The organism is Psychrobacillus sp. FSL K6-2843 (genome assembly GCF_038626375.1).
In the GTDB taxonomy this organism is placed as follows: domain Bacteria; phylum Bacillota; class Bacilli; order Bacillales_A; family Planococcaceae; genus Psychrobacillus; species Psychrobacillus faecigallinarum.
The window spans coordinates 159,615-174,955 of sequence record NZ_CP152021.1; the positions used below are offsets into that span (position 1 = coordinate 159,615).

15 protein-coding genes are annotated in these 15,341 nt (G+C 37.6%); 9 read left to right on the forward strand and 6 right to left on the reverse strand.

Annotated features, from left to right (window positions below):
- The first annotated feature begins 57 nt into the window (after positions 1 to 57).
- From MKY94_RS00840 to MKY94_RS00875, 8 genes are all read left to right on the forward strand, one after another.
- Complete coding sequence (locus MKY94_RS00840) at positions 58 to 1,014, forward strand: ABC transporter permease (protein ID WP_144538308.1); 957 nt, start codon at positions 58 to 60, stop codon at positions 1,012 to 1,014.
- On the forward strand, positions 1,001 to 1,957 hold the full coding sequence (locus MKY94_RS00845) for an iron chelate uptake ABC transporter family permease subunit (protein ID WP_154311930.1): 957 nt from the start codon (positions 1,001 to 1,003) through the stop codon (positions 1,955 to 1,957). Before MKY94_RS00840 ends, MKY94_RS00845 begins: the two co-directional genes overlap by 14 nt.
- Entirely contained in the window at positions 1,954 to 2,718 is a 765-nt protein-coding gene (locus tag MKY94_RS00850; protein ID WP_154311929.1) for an ATP-binding cassette domain-containing protein, read from the forward strand. Before MKY94_RS00845 ends, MKY94_RS00850 begins: the two co-directional genes overlap by 4 nt.
- Positions 2,719 to 2,936: 218 nt before the next feature.
- On the forward strand, positions 2,937 to 3,977 hold the full coding sequence (locus MKY94_RS00855) for a siderophore ABC transporter substrate-binding protein (protein WP_340843999.1): 1,041 nt from the start codon (positions 2,937 to 2,939) through the stop codon (positions 3,975 to 3,977).
- Between the two features lie 266 nt (positions 3,978 to 4,243).
- A complete protein-coding gene (locus tag MKY94_RS00860) occupies positions 4,244 to 5,902 on the forward strand; it encodes a hypothetical protein (RefSeq protein WP_342577813.1) in 1,659 nt (552 codons plus the stop codon).
- 145 nt (positions 5,903 to 6,047) lie between these two features.
- Positions 6,048 to 6,827 (forward strand): alpha/beta hydrolase, encoded by a 780-nt coding sequence (locus MKY94_RS00865; protein WP_340863945.1) that lies wholly within the window; start codon positions 6,048 to 6,050, stop codon positions 6,825 to 6,827.
- A 147-nt stretch (positions 6,828 to 6,974) separates the two neighbouring features.
- The gene (locus MKY94_RS00870; RefSeq protein ID WP_191697312.1) at positions 6,975 to 7,706 is read left to right on the forward strand and encodes an SDR family NAD(P)-dependent oxidoreductase; all 732 of its coding nucleotides are present in this window, start codon (positions 6,975 to 6,977) and stop codon (positions 7,704 to 7,706) included.
- A gap of 73 nt (positions 7,707 to 7,779) precedes the next feature.
- Positions 7,780 to 8,601, forward strand: coding sequence for a phytoene/squalene synthase family protein (locus MKY94_RS00875; RefSeq protein ID WP_340844003.1), 822 nt, complete (start codon positions 7,780 to 7,782; stop codon positions 8,599 to 8,601).
- Between the two features lie 122 nt (positions 8,602 to 8,723).
- On the opposite strand, the gene MKY94_RS00880 is transcribed toward MKY94_RS00875, so the two are convergent.
- From MKY94_RS00880 to MKY94_RS00900, 5 genes are all read right to left on the reverse strand, one after another.
- Positions 8,724 to 10,058: an NAD(P)-binding domain-containing protein gene (locus MKY94_RS00880; protein WP_340862348.1), complete on the reverse strand. Its 1,335-nt coding sequence runs from the start codon at positions 10,056 to 10,058 to the stop codon at positions 8,724 to 8,726.
- Between the two features lie 71 nt (positions 10,059 to 10,129).
- Positions 10,130 to 10,576 carry a MarR family transcriptional regulator gene (locus MKY94_RS00885; RefSeq protein ID WP_154311925.1) on the reverse strand — a complete coding sequence of 149 codons (447 nt, stop codon included), beginning with the start codon at positions 10,574 to 10,576 and terminating at the stop codon, positions 10,130 to 10,132.
- 92 nt (positions 10,577 to 10,668) lie between these two features.
- Positions 10,669 to 11,088, reverse strand: a complete 420-nt coding sequence (arsC, locus tag MKY94_RS00890) for an arsenate reductase (thioredoxin) (protein WP_144538316.1) — start codon at positions 11,086 to 11,088, stop codon at positions 10,669 to 10,671.
- Positions 11,089 to 11,109: 21 nt separating this feature from the next.
- A complete protein-coding gene (locus MKY94_RS00895; protein ID WP_342577814.1) occupies positions 11,110 to 12,405 on the reverse strand; it encodes an arsenic transporter in 1,296 nt (431 codons plus the stop codon).
- A gap of 18 nt (positions 12,406 to 12,423) precedes the next feature.
- Positions 12,424 to 12,759 carry a metalloregulator ArsR/SmtB family transcription factor gene (locus MKY94_RS00900; RefSeq protein ID WP_144538318.1) on the reverse strand — a complete coding sequence of 112 codons (336 nt, stop codon included), beginning with the start codon at positions 12,757 to 12,759 and terminating at the stop codon, positions 12,424 to 12,426.
- A 140-nt stretch (positions 12,760 to 12,899) separates the two neighbouring features.
- On the opposite strand from MKY94_RS00900, the gene MKY94_RS00905 reads away from it, so the two are divergent.
- Positions 12,900 to 13,325 (forward strand): GatB/YqeY domain-containing protein, encoded by a 426-nt coding sequence (locus tag MKY94_RS00905; protein WP_144538319.1) that lies wholly within the window; start codon positions 12,900 to 12,902, stop codon positions 13,323 to 13,325.
- Positions 13,326 to 14,022: 697 nt separating this feature from the next.
- Here MKY94_RS00905 and MKY94_RS00910 read toward each other — a convergent pair.
- Complete coding sequence (locus MKY94_RS00910) at positions 14,023 to 15,216, reverse strand: class I SAM-dependent rRNA methyltransferase (RefSeq protein WP_342577815.1); 1,194 nt, start codon at positions 15,214 to 15,216, stop codon at positions 14,023 to 14,025.
- Positions 15,217 to 15,341 lie beyond the last annotated feature (125 nt).

The window sequence follows — 15,341 nt, forward strand, 5'->3', positions numbered from 1 at the left end:
ATAATGATAATCGTTATCAATAAAATTGAGAAAAATAATTTTTTATGGGGATTACAAATGAGATTATGGATATTAGTAGTAGCAACTATTATCCTATCCTTTATTTCGCTATTTATAGGAGCCATTGATATTAAACCGAGTGATCTGCTTGATTGGGACTCCCAAAAGACCCAAATCTTTTTAATGAGTCGATTGCCACGCTTAATGGCAATTATATTAGCTGGTGCAGGAATGGGTATTGCGGGCTTAATTATGCAAAGCTTAAGCCGAAACAAATTCGTATCACCGACAACGGCTGGTACACTTGATGCAGCAAAACTAGGTGTTATAGTTTCGATGATATTCTTTACAAATATGTCTTATATGGGACAGATTTTCTTTAGTTTTACATTTGCTCTAATTGGAACTTTTATCTTTATGCAATTGCTTGAGCGTATTAAATTTAAGGATGTTATTTTCGTACCTTTAATCGGTATTATGTACGGTAATATCATTGGGGCCATCTCAACATTCTTAGGATATGAAGCAGATGTTTTACAAAACGTTGAATCATTCTTTTTAGGGAGCTTTACATTAGTTGTCTCTGGGCGCTATGAATTACTATACGTAGCTGTACCAGCGATTATTATTGCTTATATTTATGCAAATAAATTCACTGTAGCTGGTATGGGTGAGGATTTTGCAAAAAACTTAGGTCTAAGTTATCGTACAGTGTTAAATATAGGTCTTGTTATTGTAGCGATAATTTCTACAACGGTTGTTTTAACAGTAGGTATTATCCCATTCTTAGGTTTAATCGTTCCTAACCTTGTTTCTTTGTATCTGGGAGATAATTTACGCAAGACAATACCGCATACTATTTTCATGGGTGCTGCATTCTTACTCGCATGTGATATTATAAGCCGTTTAATTGTCCATCCATATGAAATTCCGGTAAATACAACAGTCGCCGTAATTGGCAGTGCGATCTTCTTAATTATGTTGTTTAGGGGGAAAGCATATGCGAAAAAATAGTACCAAGCTAATTATTTTAGCTGTTATTGCATTAATATTTATGGCGTTGTTTGCATTTTATAATATTCAGGGTGGTTTCAGTTATGCCTTTCCAAAGCGTTTAGAGCGTTTAGCTGCGATGGTTATTACTGGAACGGCAATTGCATATGCGACGGTTATATTCCAGACTGTAACACATAACCGTTTATTAACACCTTCCGTAATGGGTATTGACTCTATGTATCAAGTAGTGCAAACGGTAATATACTTTACAGCAGGTTCAGCTTCTGTTTTCGTCGTAAGCCGTTACTTAAACTTTAGTGTATCTATTATTGCGATGGTAATTTTCGCTTTAATCTTATATCGTTTTTTATTCCGAGCAGATAAATATCCAATTTTCCTTCTATTGTTAGCGGGTATGATTATTGGAACCTTGTTAGGAAGTCTAGTAACATTCATGCAAGTTATTATTGATCCTGTAGAGTATGAAAGTCTACAAGCTCGATTGTTTGCAAGCTTTATGAATGTGAAAACAGAATTGTTACTTATTGCAATAGTTATACTGGGACTTGCATTTTTGTATGGTTCTCGATTATTGAGAGATTTGAATGTTGTATCATTAGGTCGAGATAATGCCATCAATCTAGGTGTTAACTATGACAGAATCGTACTACAAGTTTTAATATTATCTTCTGTGTTAATAGCAACTTCAACAGCGTTAGTTGGACCTGTTACATTCTTAGGTTTAATTGTAGCGAATGTAGCGTATCAATATTTAGACACCTATAAACATTCTGTATTGATTGTTGGGGCGAGCCTGATTAGTATTATAGCGCTTGTCGGAGGACAATTTCTCGTGCAGCATGTATTCCATTTGAATACAACGATTAGTGTAATAATTAACTTTGTCGGTGGGATTTACTTTATTTACTTATTACTAAAGGAAAGTAGGAAAGCAGAATGATTGAAATTAAAGAGCTTTCTAAAAGCTTTGGGAAAAAAACGGTCGTTGAAAATGTAACATTAAAAATCCAACCAAAGGCTATCACTTCTTTTATTGGCCCAAATGGTGCTGGTAAATCCACTTTGTTATCAATGGTGAGCCGACTATTAGATGCTGATACAGGGGAAGTATTTTTAGATCAAACGGACGTAAAGAAAATGAAGTCAGATACTTTTGCAAAGCGAGTAGCTATTTTAAAACAGGCAAACCACTTAAATATACGTTTAACTGTTCGCGAGCTTGTTTCCTTTGGTCGCTATCCGTATTCCAAGGGCCGACTAAATGCAGAGGATGAAAAATTGGTCGACCAAGCACTGGAATATATGAACTTAACCGAGATGCAAGATAATTTTTTAGATGAGTTATCGGGTGGTCAAAAGCAGCGTGCATTTATTTCAATGGTTATTGCTCAGGATACAGAATATATTTTATTAGATGAGCCCTTAAATAATCTAGATATGAAACATTCTGTACAAATTATGAAAATTTTACGCAAGCTTGTAGATGATTTAGGGAAAACTGTAGTCATTGTATTACATGACATTAACTTTGCTTCTGTATACTCTGATCGAATCGTAGCATTAAAGGATGGCCGTCTTGTAAAGGATGGTCCAACGCATGAGATTATTAACTCGGAAGCTTTACGTGATGTATATGATATGGATATTCCTGTACAAGTGCAAGATGGTTGCCGTATTTGCGTATACTTCAATTCCCATTAATTTTCAGCAAAATGTTTTATCTCTAATAGGTAGAAGATTCAATATGCGTGCATGAGTCTAGTCACTTATGCACGTATTTAATGCGGTTTAAATGAGAATGAGAATTAATTGCAAAAATGAGTTGACAAATTTTGTGCGTTTCATTTAAACTGATTACAGACGATTGAAAATGATAATCATTTTCAATTAAAGATAGTATTTCTAGGAGGAAGCAAAAGATGAAGAAATGGAAATTTTTAACTGCGTTAGCAGCTTTAACATTAATGCTGGGAGCATGTAACTCAGATGACGACTCATCAGCTGGAGAATCTACTGATAAAGAAACACCTGTTGCAGAAAATGAGGTTGCGGAAACTTCTGCATTCCCAATGACAGTATCTTCCTTAACTGCTTCACGTGAAGATGAAGAAAAAGGTACAACAATCACATTTGAAGATGTAACATTAGAAAAAATGCCTGAACGTATTATCACATTGGACTATGGTTTCTTAGACACACTTGATGCTTTAGGTGTGGAAGGTATCGTAGGAATCGCAGCTGGCGGTGGTAAAGGTAACATCCCTCCGCACTTAAAAGAAAAATATGTTGTTGACGGTGTTGCTGATGTTGGTACATTAAAACAAATTGACTTTGAAGCAGTAGCAGCTGCTGAACCAGATGTTATTTTTATCTCTGGTCGTCAATCTCCATTCTATGAAGAATTGAAAGAAATCACACCGAACGTAGTATTCATCGGTTCTGATAACCAAAACTATATTGATGCTGTAAATGAAACAGTTGACTTAGCAGCTCAAATCTTTGATAAAGAAACAGAAGCTAAAGAATTAAAAGCAGCGTTACAAGAGAAAGTAGATGCTGTGAAAGAAAAAGCAGCAGGTTATGAAAATGCATTAGTAGCAATGTACAACGATAAGAAAATCTCTGGTTTCGATAATGGAGCAGATTCTCGTTTTGCTTACGTATATAATGACTTTGGCTTTAAACCAGCGACTACTGACATTGAAGCTTCATCACACGGTTCTGATTTCTCTTACGAGTCAATCCTTTCTGTTGACCCAGAAGTATTACTAATTATTGATCGTACTGCTTCTGATGTAGAAACAATTAAAGCAGACATCGAAAATGATATTATCAAACAAACTCGTGCTTACAAAGAAGGCAAAATCGTATACCTAGACGGTGTTAACTGGTACTTCTCAAGCAACGGTGTAACAACAGAAACAGAAAAATTAGATGAAATCTTAAATGAATTAAAATAATTTCTTGAATCTCAACATTAAGTACCCTATAAGATAGACACTTTGAAAAAAGGTCATCTTATAGGGTATTTTTGTTTTAAAGAAAATCCTATATGAGAAAAAAATAGCTATGAAAATCGTATAAGGAGCGTATAGAAACGGTAAAATGGCGCCAAATTAATCAGCTCTTATGGCTACTTTCAAAAATCAATATAACGTAAAGCTTGAAACTATTTCTTCTTTCGACCGTATAAAGAAGTATGAATAAAAGAAAGAAGGATGGATAAATGGCTTATGTATTTATTATTTCAGCCGTAGTCGCAGTTGTCACTGCATTACTAGTTGTCCCGCTTAGCGGCGATCGAAAGGATAAAATTTCTTCTATTGCTTTACTAACAATCCTAACGTTCGTTGCAGTCGCAATTATATACTATGTAACCAATTTAGATAGAAACTGGACTGCCTTATGGCCTTGGCTAGTGATTATAACTTTTGCAGGAACATTTTTGGCGAGAGGTGCAGAACAAAAAGTAAAAGGAGTTCTTTTACTAGGAAGTTTAGCTTTAACGGTTTATATGCTTTCAGCTCCTGTATGGAATGCTGATAAGAAGTACGAAGTAGCGAAAATGGATGAACAAGTGGAAATTGAAGCATTCGATGAAACAAAGACGCCAGCGAGTGTTCCTCCTAAGTTTGCTCGTAATAAAATGAAGAAGGCATTTGGGCAAGTGCCAAACACAAGCTATTATGAATTGGGTAATTTACAAATTCAAAAAGTAGATGGCAAGTACGTTTATATTGCACCCGTAGAATTTTCAGGATTCTTCAAGTGGTGGAATGGGGATGTTACTCCAGGGTATTTTACAATGAGTGCAACCGATTCTGCGGATAATCCGAAATTTGTAAAAGCAGATATGACTTATACACCGTCTTCGTATCTTCATAAAAACTTGGAAAGACATATGCGTATGAAGCATCCGAATAAAATCTTTTATGGAGATGCACAATTAGAAATTGATGAAGATGGTAAGCCGTATTATATACGATCATATGGTAAATTCATCACAGCTCGTAACGGTTTTGATGTAGAAGGTATTGTCGTAGTAGACCCTTCGACAGGCCAAACAGAATCATTTGCGCTTGCAGATGTCCCAGAATTTATCGATGGTGCGGTGTCACCAGAGACTGTTAGCTTACAAAATAGCTATTACGGAAAATATGTACATGGGTTTATCAATAGCTTGATTGGTAAAAAGGACGTGAGACTGCCTTCAGATGAGGGAACAGAGGCAAACGTCAGCCCAATCTTCACTGAAAATGGGGAAATGTATTATTTTACAGACTTTACGAGTCCAAAAGAAGGTGTAGATTCTATGCTTGGCTATTCCTTGACGGACGGACGAACAGGCAAAGCGACCTACTACACGGGAAACCTTGAGGATTCCTATATGGACTCTCAAGGGGCACTTCAAATTATTGAAAAGAAATTTATTGAAAAGAAATGGTCCGGTGAAATGCCAGTTCTGTATAATTTCTACGGAGAGGCAAGCTGGCTAACACCAGTACTGGATTCAAACGGATTCTTACAGAATTACTTTATCGTCTCAGCTGCTAACCCAGAAATATCGGTGTATGGTAATACACCGAATGAGGCATTAAAACTCTATAAAACAGCAATTCAGCGTGGAGGAAGTACAGTAGATGGCAGTTCAAGCGCTGAGGAAAAATCAGTCTCTGGCACAGTAGTACGTGTATTTAAAGAACGTGTGGGGGACTTCACGCAAGTATCGTTCTTGCTAGACAATAAAACAAATTACATCGTCTCTTCAGAAATGGCGCCATTCGTTGTTTATATGGAAGTAGGCGACAAGGTACAGGTGAAGTACTTAGAAACTGGAGAGCTATTCTTACCAGTGAAGGAAGTAACGATAGAAGGTATTGAATAACTGAATAGAGAGTGACTTACTCTTAATAGCTGAGCCCATTCTATGCCCTCCCAAGGCTAGAATGGGACTTTTTATGTCAAAAGTAACTCATGTCTAATGAGATGAATACGCTAATGAAAATCAATTGAACAATGGAGGAAGTAGTATAGGGTATTTTGTAAACGTAGAACCAGGTGTGAATTTATATGTGGAAGACATAAATCCTACCGGCTCAAAAACCATCTTGTTTGTTCATGGCTGGCCGTTAAGTCACAAGCAGTTTGAGTATCAGTTTGATGTGCTCCCACATATGGGGTATCGCTGTATAGGTCTGGATTGGAGAGGATTTGGCCAGTCTGATAAACCAATAGACGGGTACACGTATGATAGGCTGGCGGATGATATTCTAGCAATAGTAGATGCACTTCAATTAGATGATTTTGCACTAGTAGGTCATTCAACAGGAGGGGCAATAGCTATACGCTATATGTCTAGGCACAATGGAAAAGGTGTTACACATCTTGTTTTAGTGGATTCTGCAGCACCAACAGGTTTTACAAAAGACACAGCTGACCATTTTTTACATTTAGCATTGAATGATCGACCTAAGATGATGCGAGAAGTAACGGATAGTTTCTTTTTTCAATATGCTACGGAGGAGTTTTGTGATTGGTTCTTTCACATGGGATTGCAAGCAGCTGGGTGGTCTACAGCAGCAGTCATCGAGTTACTTAGAGATGAAAATGTTCAACAGGATCTACGCCAAATAGTTTCACCAACGATTATTGTACATGGCATCCATGATAGGGTTATCCCTTTTTCTCAAGCTGAGGAAATTCATCAGCAAATTTCAAACTCACAATTGTTGCCGTTTTACTACAGTGGTCATGGTCCCTTCTGGGAGGAAAGAGAAAGGTTTAATAGCTTGTTAATGGACTTTATTTAATGAAAGCTTGCTGGTGATTCTGACTAGACCTAGAAAAATATTTTCGAGGTCTTTTTTTATTTTCTCCAAACTTGTACATAAACATAATTGAAAGTAGCTAAAAGGAAAGATATGCTAATAGTAATAGCAATTGAAGGGGGAAATGAAATGGATGTATTTATCGTAACGGGATCAACTAACGGTATTGGACAAGAGTTAGTAAAGCAATTACTAGACAACAATAAAGTGGTATATGGGATTGCTAGAGGAGAAAGTAAATTTGAGCATTCTAATTATCATCACTTCATATTAGACTTAGCTAAAACTGAAAAAATAGCGGAAACTATGGAAGAGTTGATGAATGAAGTCATAGAGGGTGCAACGACTATAACACTTATCAATAACGCAGGAACAATTGAACCTATCGGGACAGCGGGAGATATAGATAACAATTTAGTGGCAAAAAGTATTGCAGTAAACTTAACTGCGCCTATGATTTTGACGGGAACATTTATAAAGATGACAGAACAAAAAGAAATTCCAAAGAAAGTTATGCAAATCTCTTCTGGCGCGGGCCGTAAGGGATATGAGGGGTGGAGCAGCTATTGTGCTGGGAAGGCTGGTCTAGATCGATTTACTGAAGCAGTTCAGCTGGAGGAGGCAAGCAAATCTAATGGAGTGAAATTGGTTTCGATTGCGCCAGGAATTATTGATACAAATATGCAAGGTAGAATTCGGGAATCCACGGAAAGTGAGTTTCCATTAGTAGATCGTTTCAAGGAATATAAGAATACCGGTCAGTTAAGTAGTGCGGAGGAAGTTGCTTCCAAACTAATTAGATTTGTGGAAAGCGAACAATATTATACAAGCGAAGTTGTAACAGATTTACGACAACTGTAAGGAGTCGTTTTATCTTTTTGTGAAAATCCGATACAATAGAGGATAGAGTAGATTGTGAAATGGAGGCCTAGTTGTGCGTGAAGTAGCAACATTACAAAAAGAAGCAATGGATATGCTGAAGAAAACAAGCAGAACCTTTTATATACCAATTACTTTTTTAGAACCTACTCTAAAAAAGGCGGTTGCCTCTGCGTATCTCTGTATGCGTGCAATTGACGAGATTGAAGACCATGAAACATTAGATTCACAAGCAAAACAGCGTTTACTATTAGAAACTAGCAAAATGCTGGTAAATGATTTTGATAAAAAAGAATATGAAATGCTTGTAGCTCCCTATGAAGAAACTCTGCCAGCAGTTTCCTTAAGACTGGGAGATTGGCTTGAAATTTGTCCGAAAGATCTAGTAGAGACTGTTAAGACCTATACTGCTGAAATGGCAGAAGGAATGGCAAAGTGGACAAAGAAGGAATGGCAAGTAAAAACAAAAGAAGACTTGGACGAGTATACGTACTATGTAGCTGGGCTTGTTGGTGTAATGCTTTCTGACCTATGGAAATGGAATGCTGACATTGAAACAGACCGTGATTTAGCAATTGCTTATGGTCGAGGCCTACAGGCAGTAAATATTTTACGTAATAAGGAAGAGGATAGTGAGCGCGGGGTTCAGTTTTTTCCAGAAGGATGGACACGAGCAGATATGTTTGAATATGCTGAGGGCAACCTAGCTAAAGCGGATGAATATATTAAAAGCATTAATCGCAAAAGCATCCTACTATTCTGCAAGCTACCTCTTGCATTAGCTCATAAAACATTAAAAGCACTAAAGAATGGACAAGAAAAAATGTCTCGTTCGGAAGTTGAAGAAACCGTTGTAGAAGTACAAGCGGAAGTTTAAATATACGTAAAAATCCCGAGACATAAGTTCTCGGGATTTTTTTAAAGAGATATATTTTTGTGAAGTTTAGTATAGCTTCTTGATTCTATATTAGAAAAAACTATAGAGCCTACACGCTTTTCCTAGCAACAAGTAGATGCTGGGTCATTCAAATTCACACTACAAACACCGGTTTCTGGCAAATCTAACTCAACATTTTTGGCAGAAACCAAATCTCCCGTCAGATATGCTACGATAGAGCGCACTTGCTCATATCCTGTAGCCATTAGAAATGTAGGTGCTCGACCATAGCTTTTCATACCAACAATGTAATATCCCTTTTCAGGCTGTCGTAATTCTTCTTCTCCATGAGGACGAACTGTTCCACAGCTATGAAGATTAGGGTCGATTAACGGAGCCAGAGCCTCTACGCTCTCGGTAGCAGTATCAATGCTTAATCTAATCTCTCTTGTCATGGAAAGATCTGGACGACTACCTGTATTAGCAATTATTTCATCGACAGGTGGGAGAACCATCTCTTTGCTCGCGAATTCTCCACCAATCTCAATACCTTTCTCTGTCTTGATAAGCTGGTGGATGTGGAATGGTGTAAATACTTGAATCTTGCCTGAATCGATTAACTGGTGAATTTTACTTCCTAATTCCCCTCGAGCTGCAAGTGCGTCCTTTTCCTCTCCTCCATATGCAGATTCTACATTTTTCTTTCTCATAATCCATGTGATTTTCACATTGTCTTTTAACTGAGCGAGCTCTAGAATTGTATTGATAGCCGAATGACCACCACCAACAACCGCTACTCGTTTTCCTTTGTATTTTTGTAAAGCTGATCCAAGAATATGAGGAATTCCATAATATATATGATCTTTTAAATCTTTTTCCTTATTAGTCCATATATTGTCTGCATTAATGGGATTTGGATTGGACCAAGTTCCAGTTGCATCAATAACAGCTCTCGCTTCGATTCTATTCGATAGTCCGCCTTGCTCCGTGTAAAGTATGAAGGGGGCATCTGATCGATTAGCAGTCTTCATTTTATCTAATCCTTTTTTGCTAATAGATAATACTCTCGTATTAAGGAAAAGATAGCTCTTTATTTCTGGAAGACTAGCTAAAGGCTCTAAATAATTGCTAACCAGTTCTTGACCTAGAGGAAGTTCCTCAGGATTTGGAGCAATCCACCCCTGTTTCTCCAACAATTTCTTCGCAACTTTATCCACGTTATATTGCCATGGGGAAAATAAACGAACATGCCCCCAAGAAGTAATATGGTGGCCAACATTTTGACCTGACTCAAGAATTATGAAACGTTCTCCTGCATTTACCAAATGAGCAGCAGCAGCTAAACCAATTGGTCCAGCACCAATAATGGCAATAGGTAAATCTTTGCTCGGTTCAACTTTTTCAGAAGGAGAACAACAGCATCCAGTGCTAATAGGCTTTAATTGTATTTTATTCATTTAAATAACCTCCAATATATTATTTGTAAATTGCAAGTAATTACTGTTTTTTTAAGCAAGCTTTCACTTGCTTAAAGTAGTGGGGTACAACAAACAGTTGATTTGGCCATCGCCTGATTCAATAATTGAATCGAGCGAATGACAGTTTCTTTTTCAAAATCATTCATATGGGAAAATACTTCTTCTAAATAGTCATTCATCGATTGGTCTATAGTTGTAGCGACGAACTTGCCTTGAGTTGTTAAAGAAAGTAGATAAACTCTTTTGTCCGTATGTAATGGTGTTTTCTTTACTAATTCCATCTTAACTAATGTTTGAATTTGTCTACTAAAGGTGGTGATATCTACTGCAAGAGCTTCAGCAATTTGTTGCATGGACCTTTCTGGCTGTTTATCGATTTCATAGAGAATATGGCTTTGTATGGTGGAAACGTCCACCGCCCCTATTGTACAGCAATTTTTATTTAATAATCCAAATCTACGTGTAAGTATTTGAAAAAGCTCTCGTTTATTATCCATGTGTTTCACCTCTGAATATAGCATATGCTAGTTATTTGTAAAATACAACTATTTTCTGTATAACTTCGAGCTTTTTATGCTCGAAGTTATATTTACTTTCCGTATTCGCTAAAGTGCTTAATTCTTTCTCCAATTTCATCACGAACTCGCTGGAAGGTGCTCCATTTTTGTGCTTCCGAGCCATCTGCTTTGGCAGGATCATCAAACCCCCAATGCACTCTCTTTACGTGAGGAGGTGTGACGGGGCATTTATCTGCAGCATCTCCACATAGAGTGACAACTAGTTCTGCTTGATGAAGTGTTTCCTCATCAATAATATCCGAAGTGTGGTTAGAAATATCAATGCCAGCCTCTTTCATGGCTTTTATAGCGTTGGGATTAAGACCATGAGCTTCAATTCCAGCGCTTTTTACTGTCCAGTCTTTGCTTAAATAGTGTTTAGCCCAGCCCTCTGCCATTTGACTTCTGCAGGAATTACCCGTACACAAAAAGTAAATTATTTTGTTGGTCATATTAGATCTACTCCTTTATTTTTAGTAGGCTATTAAGGACAAATATAATCCTAAGAGTGTAATGAATAATATAGGTATTGTTAAGATAAGACCTGTTTTAAAATATACTCCCCAAGAAATCTTAACGCCTTTTTGTGAAAGAACATGAAGCCAAACAAGGGTTGCGAGTGATCCGATAGGTGTAATTTTAGGACCTAAGTCGGAACCTATTATATTGGCATATATAAGTGCCTCCCTAATCGTGCCCGTAGTATTCGTCTCGGCTATAGCTAAGGCATCGACCATTACAGTAGGCATATTGTTCATGATTGATGATAAGAATGCGGCAATGAAGCCCATAGACATCGTTGTAGTAAATAATCCGTGTTCTGCTGCTCCCTCAATAATCTTTGCCAAAGCATGTGTCAAACCAGCATTTCCAAGGCCATAAACGACTACATACATACCAATAGAGAAAAAGACAATATTCCAGGGTGCTCCTTTTACTACAGCTCGAGTATCCACAACCGTACTTTTTCTTGCCATAACAATAAAAAATATTGCAACCAAACCTGCTACAAATGAAACTGGAAGTCCTATAAATTCGCTTGTAAAGTAACCAACTAATAAAATAGAAAGCACAAACCAGGATAGATGAAACATTTTCTTATCTTTTATAGCTTCTTTAGGCTCTTTTAACCTTGTTAAATCATACGTTCTTGGGATACTTTTTCTAAAATAAAACAACAATACAAGGATAGTTGCAGCTAAAGAAAATATATTCGGTAGAATCATTCGAGAAGCGTATTCTATAAAACCAATGCCAAAGAAATCAGCAGAAACAATGTTTACCAGATTACTGACGACAAACGGTAAAGAAGTCGTATCTGCTATAAAACCACTGGCCATGATAAAGGGAAATATCATTTTCTCCGAAAAATTCAAATTACGAACCATTGCCAATACAATTGGTGTAAGGATTAGAGCAGCCCCATCATTAGCAAAGAAAGCTGCTACTATTGCACCTAGGAGACTGACATAGACAAACATTTTAATACCGTTGCTTTTTGCTGCTCTAGCCATATGAAGAGCAGCCCATTCAAAAAGTCCAATCTCATCCAAGATTAAAGATATAAGGATAATGGCAATAAAGGAAAGGGTCGCATTCCAGGTGATATCTATAACTTCTAGGACATCATTAAATCCGACGACCCCAACTAACAATGCTACAATTGCCCCTGCGCAGGCAGACCAACCAATATTCAAGCCCCTCGGCTGCCAAATGACAAAGATAAGTGTGACGATAAAAATAATCGTTGCTAAAATAAGTGGTGACAATCTATAAACCTCCAATAATTACTTGCATGAAATACGTCGTCCTTGTTCCTCTAGTTGCTTCAGGTTAAAGTCTTGATTCGGCAGGTGTGCAAGAATGCTCTTCACAAGCGAAAAGAGTTCATTATCTCTATTTAGTGAATAGATAATCCATTGGCCCCGTCTAGACTCTTGAACTAACTCGGCATCCCTTAATTTTTTTATGTGCTGACTAATGGCAGGCTGGCTAGTTTTGAATATCTCCACAAATTCACAAACACAATAATCTTGAGATTCAAGCATCTTAATCATGCTGAGTCGTGTTTTATCACCCAACAGCTTGAATATATTCGCTGCTCGTTCTATTTCCTGTGTCATATGATATTTCTCCTTTTGTATATAAGTAATCGCTTATATAATACTTTGCTTATATATTAAATGCAACTAAATTTTACAGCAGAAGAAGAGGTGGACTATAATAAAATAAATGAGATGTAAAGTAGAAGGGAAGTATTAAAATGTTAAAAACAGCAGTATTTGATCAATTGAAACAAGCCATGCGTGATAAAGATGTGCTTTCTAAGGGAGTATTAACCCTTTTAAAGGCAGCTCTAGATAAAGCAGAAAAAGAAAAAGGATCCTCTTTAACTCCAGAAGAGGAAGTAGCGGTAGTAAACCGTGAAGTAAAACAAACAAACCAAGCATTGGATGGCGCAAAAGATGCAGGACGTGAAGATTTAATCGAAAAAGAGGAAGCAAAGCTGGTATTACTGAAGAGCTTCTTGCCTAAACAATTAAGTGAGGAAGAAATTGCTGCAGCTCTAACAGAAGCTGGAGTTACTAAGGGAATGAACATGGGAGATGCAATGAAAATTGCTAAACCATTACTAGCAGGAAAAGCAGATGGCGCTACAACATCTAAAGTGGTAAAGAGCTTAATCTAAAAAAAAGGGATGGCCGTGACTTGAATCACGACCATCCCTTTTATATTTGCTTGGAGCGCCAAACAAAGTAGCTTATCGAGCGCATTGTAAACCTTGCGGGAAATGGGTTAAACCTTGCACAAATGGTCCAAATCCTTGCGGAAAAGGGTTAGAACCTTGCACAAATTTACTTAACCCTTGCAGAGAACACCCGGAACCTTGCAGTAATGATAAAACATTGTCCCATTACTTACTTGTCCGGTTCAGCGCAACCAAGGATATTTGCATCGAATGAAGAAATGCCTCCATTTGCTTGTCGGTGCAGAACAGCCGCTTACCCTTTTCTTATTGTCTAGTTTCAGCGGCTTGCCCCTCGAGGTCAAATGAGGAACTACTGCGGTGGCTGAGGAGCTGCCTCCTCGTATTTCCGCATTTGCTTGTCGGTGCAGAACAGCCGCTTACACTTTTCTTATTGTCCAGTTCCATCGAATTGCCCCTCGAGGTCAAATGAGGAACTACTGCGGTGGCTGAGGAGCTGCCTCTTCGCATTTCCTCATTTGCTTGTCGGTGCAGAAACAGCCGCTTACCCTTTTCTTATTGTCCAGTTCCAGCGGCTTGCCCCTCGAGGTCAAATGAGGAACTACTGCGGTGGCTGAGGAGCTGCCTCCTCGCATTTCCTCATTTGCTTGTCGGTGCAGAACAGCCGCTTACACTTTTCTTATATAGCTCGTATGAAAAGTACTTTTAAATAGTTACCCTCTTTAAAAAGTGGGGAAGTACGGAAATCATTTGGTAAAGAGAATTCTTCCTCAATTACGTACTTTTGACTGCTTTCTTTAAAAGCTTTTTCTACAAAGCTTTTAAATTTTTTCATTCCAAAGGTTGCATTGTTCGTGGAGGCAACTATTACACCATTTTTTTCAGTAATAGCAATTGCATCCTTCAATAATTTTGTATAATCTTTGGCAGAGCTGAATGTATACTTTTTCGAACGTGCAAAGCTAGGGGGATCTAAAATGACCATATCAAAGGATAGCTCCTTGCGCTTCGCGTACTTGAAATAATCAAAGACATCCATGACGATGATATCCTGCTTCTCAACGTCAATTCCATTTATCTCAAATTGCTCAGTTGTTTTGCTCAAACTACGCTTAGCTAAATCGACGCTAGTAGTTTTCTTAGCACCACCAGCTGCAGCAAAAACAGAAAATGCACCAGTATAAGAGAATGTATTAAGAACATTTTTTCCTTTGGCATACTCATCACGAATTTTTTTTCTGACTTCCCTTTGATCTAGAAAGACTCCGACCATCGCACCGTCGTTCAAGTATATTGCAAAATTTTCCCCATTTTCTTTTACTAGGAGAGGGAATTCTCCTCGATTGCCTTTGACAAAATCGTCGTCCTCTAAATATTGTCCCTTAGTATCAAATCGTTTCTTTTCATAAATTCCTTTGTAGGAAGGGACAGCAGATTCCAATGCTTCTAAAATTAGCTCCTTAAATGCAAAAATCCCCTGGCTGTACCAGCTGATTAAATAAAAACCATCAAAATAATCAATAGTTAAACCGCCGATTCCATCTCCTTCCCCATTAAAGATGCGGAAAGCAGTTGTATCATCGCTATTAAAATAATCATCCCGATGCTTCAAAGCATTGGTGATTTTCTTTAGGAAGAAGTCAGTATCAATTGCTTCGGCTTCATTTTTGGTAAGTAACCAGCCAATCCCTTTATTTTGCTTTCCGACGTAGCCTTTCCCGATAAATTTTCCACCGGGATTACGCAGCTTTAAGATTGTGCCCTCTACTAGCGAATCTATTTCATGAAAGCCATCCTTCAATAAAACAGGGACGCCCTTCTGTAAATCATTTGCTAACAACTCTTTTACTTTTATATCTATTTCATTTCTCATCAAATTCATCCTTAAAATGTGTTTTCTCTATTATCACATAAGAAACTAGATTTAAAAAGGAATGGGGTATTTGGTGTGGAGCTTAAGGAGTTTATGGAGAAGAAGACGATAAGTGCTTATACGAG

Excerpts from the sequence above, each read along its gene's own strand:
- MKY94_RS00870 (WP_191697312.1), top strand. The coding sequence starts at position 6,975 with ATGGATGTATTTATCGTAACGGGATCAACTAACGGTATTGGACAAGAG.
- MKY94_RS00845 (WP_154311930.1), top strand. The coding sequence starts at position 1,001 with ATGCGAAAAAATAGTACCAAGCTAATTATTTTAGCTGTTATTGCATTA.
- MKY94_RS00855 (WP_340843999.1), top strand. The coding sequence starts at position 2,937 with ATGAAGAAATGGAAATTTTTAACTGCGTTAGCAGCTTTAACATTAATG.
- MKY94_RS00880 (WP_340862348.1), bottom strand. The coding sequence starts at position 10,058 with ATGAATAAAATACAATTAAAGCCTATTAGCACTGGATGCTGTTGTTCT.
- MKY94_RS00885 (WP_154311925.1), bottom strand. The coding sequence starts at position 10,576 with ATGGATAATAAACGAGAGCTTTTTCAAATACTTACACGTAGATTTGGA.
- MKY94_RS00905 (WP_144538319.1), top strand. The coding sequence starts at position 12,900 with ATGTTAAAAACAGCAGTATTTGATCAATTGAAACAAGCCATGCGTGAT.
- MKY94_RS00850 (WP_154311929.1), top strand. The coding sequence starts at position 1,954 with ATGATTGAAATTAAAGAGCTTTCTAAAAGCTTTGGGAAAAAAACGGTC.
- MKY94_RS00900 (WP_144538318.1), bottom strand. The coding sequence starts at position 12,759 with ATGACACAGGAAATAGAACGAGCAGCGAATATATTCAAGCTGTTGGGT.
- MKY94_RS00860 (WP_342577813.1), top strand. The coding sequence starts at position 4,244 with ATGGCTTATGTATTTATTATTTCAGCCGTAGTCGCAGTTGTCACTGCA.
- MKY94_RS00840 (WP_144538308.1), top strand. The coding sequence starts at position 58 with ATGAGATTATGGATATTAGTAGTAGCAACTATTATCCTATCCTTTATT.
- arsC (WP_144538316.1), bottom strand. The coding sequence starts at position 11,088 with ATGACCAACAAAATAATTTACTTTTTGTGTACGGGTAATTCCTGCAGA.
- MKY94_RS00910 (WP_342577815.1), bottom strand. The coding sequence starts at position 15,216 with ATGAGAAATGAAATAGATATAAAAGTAAAAGAGTTGTTAGCAAATGAT.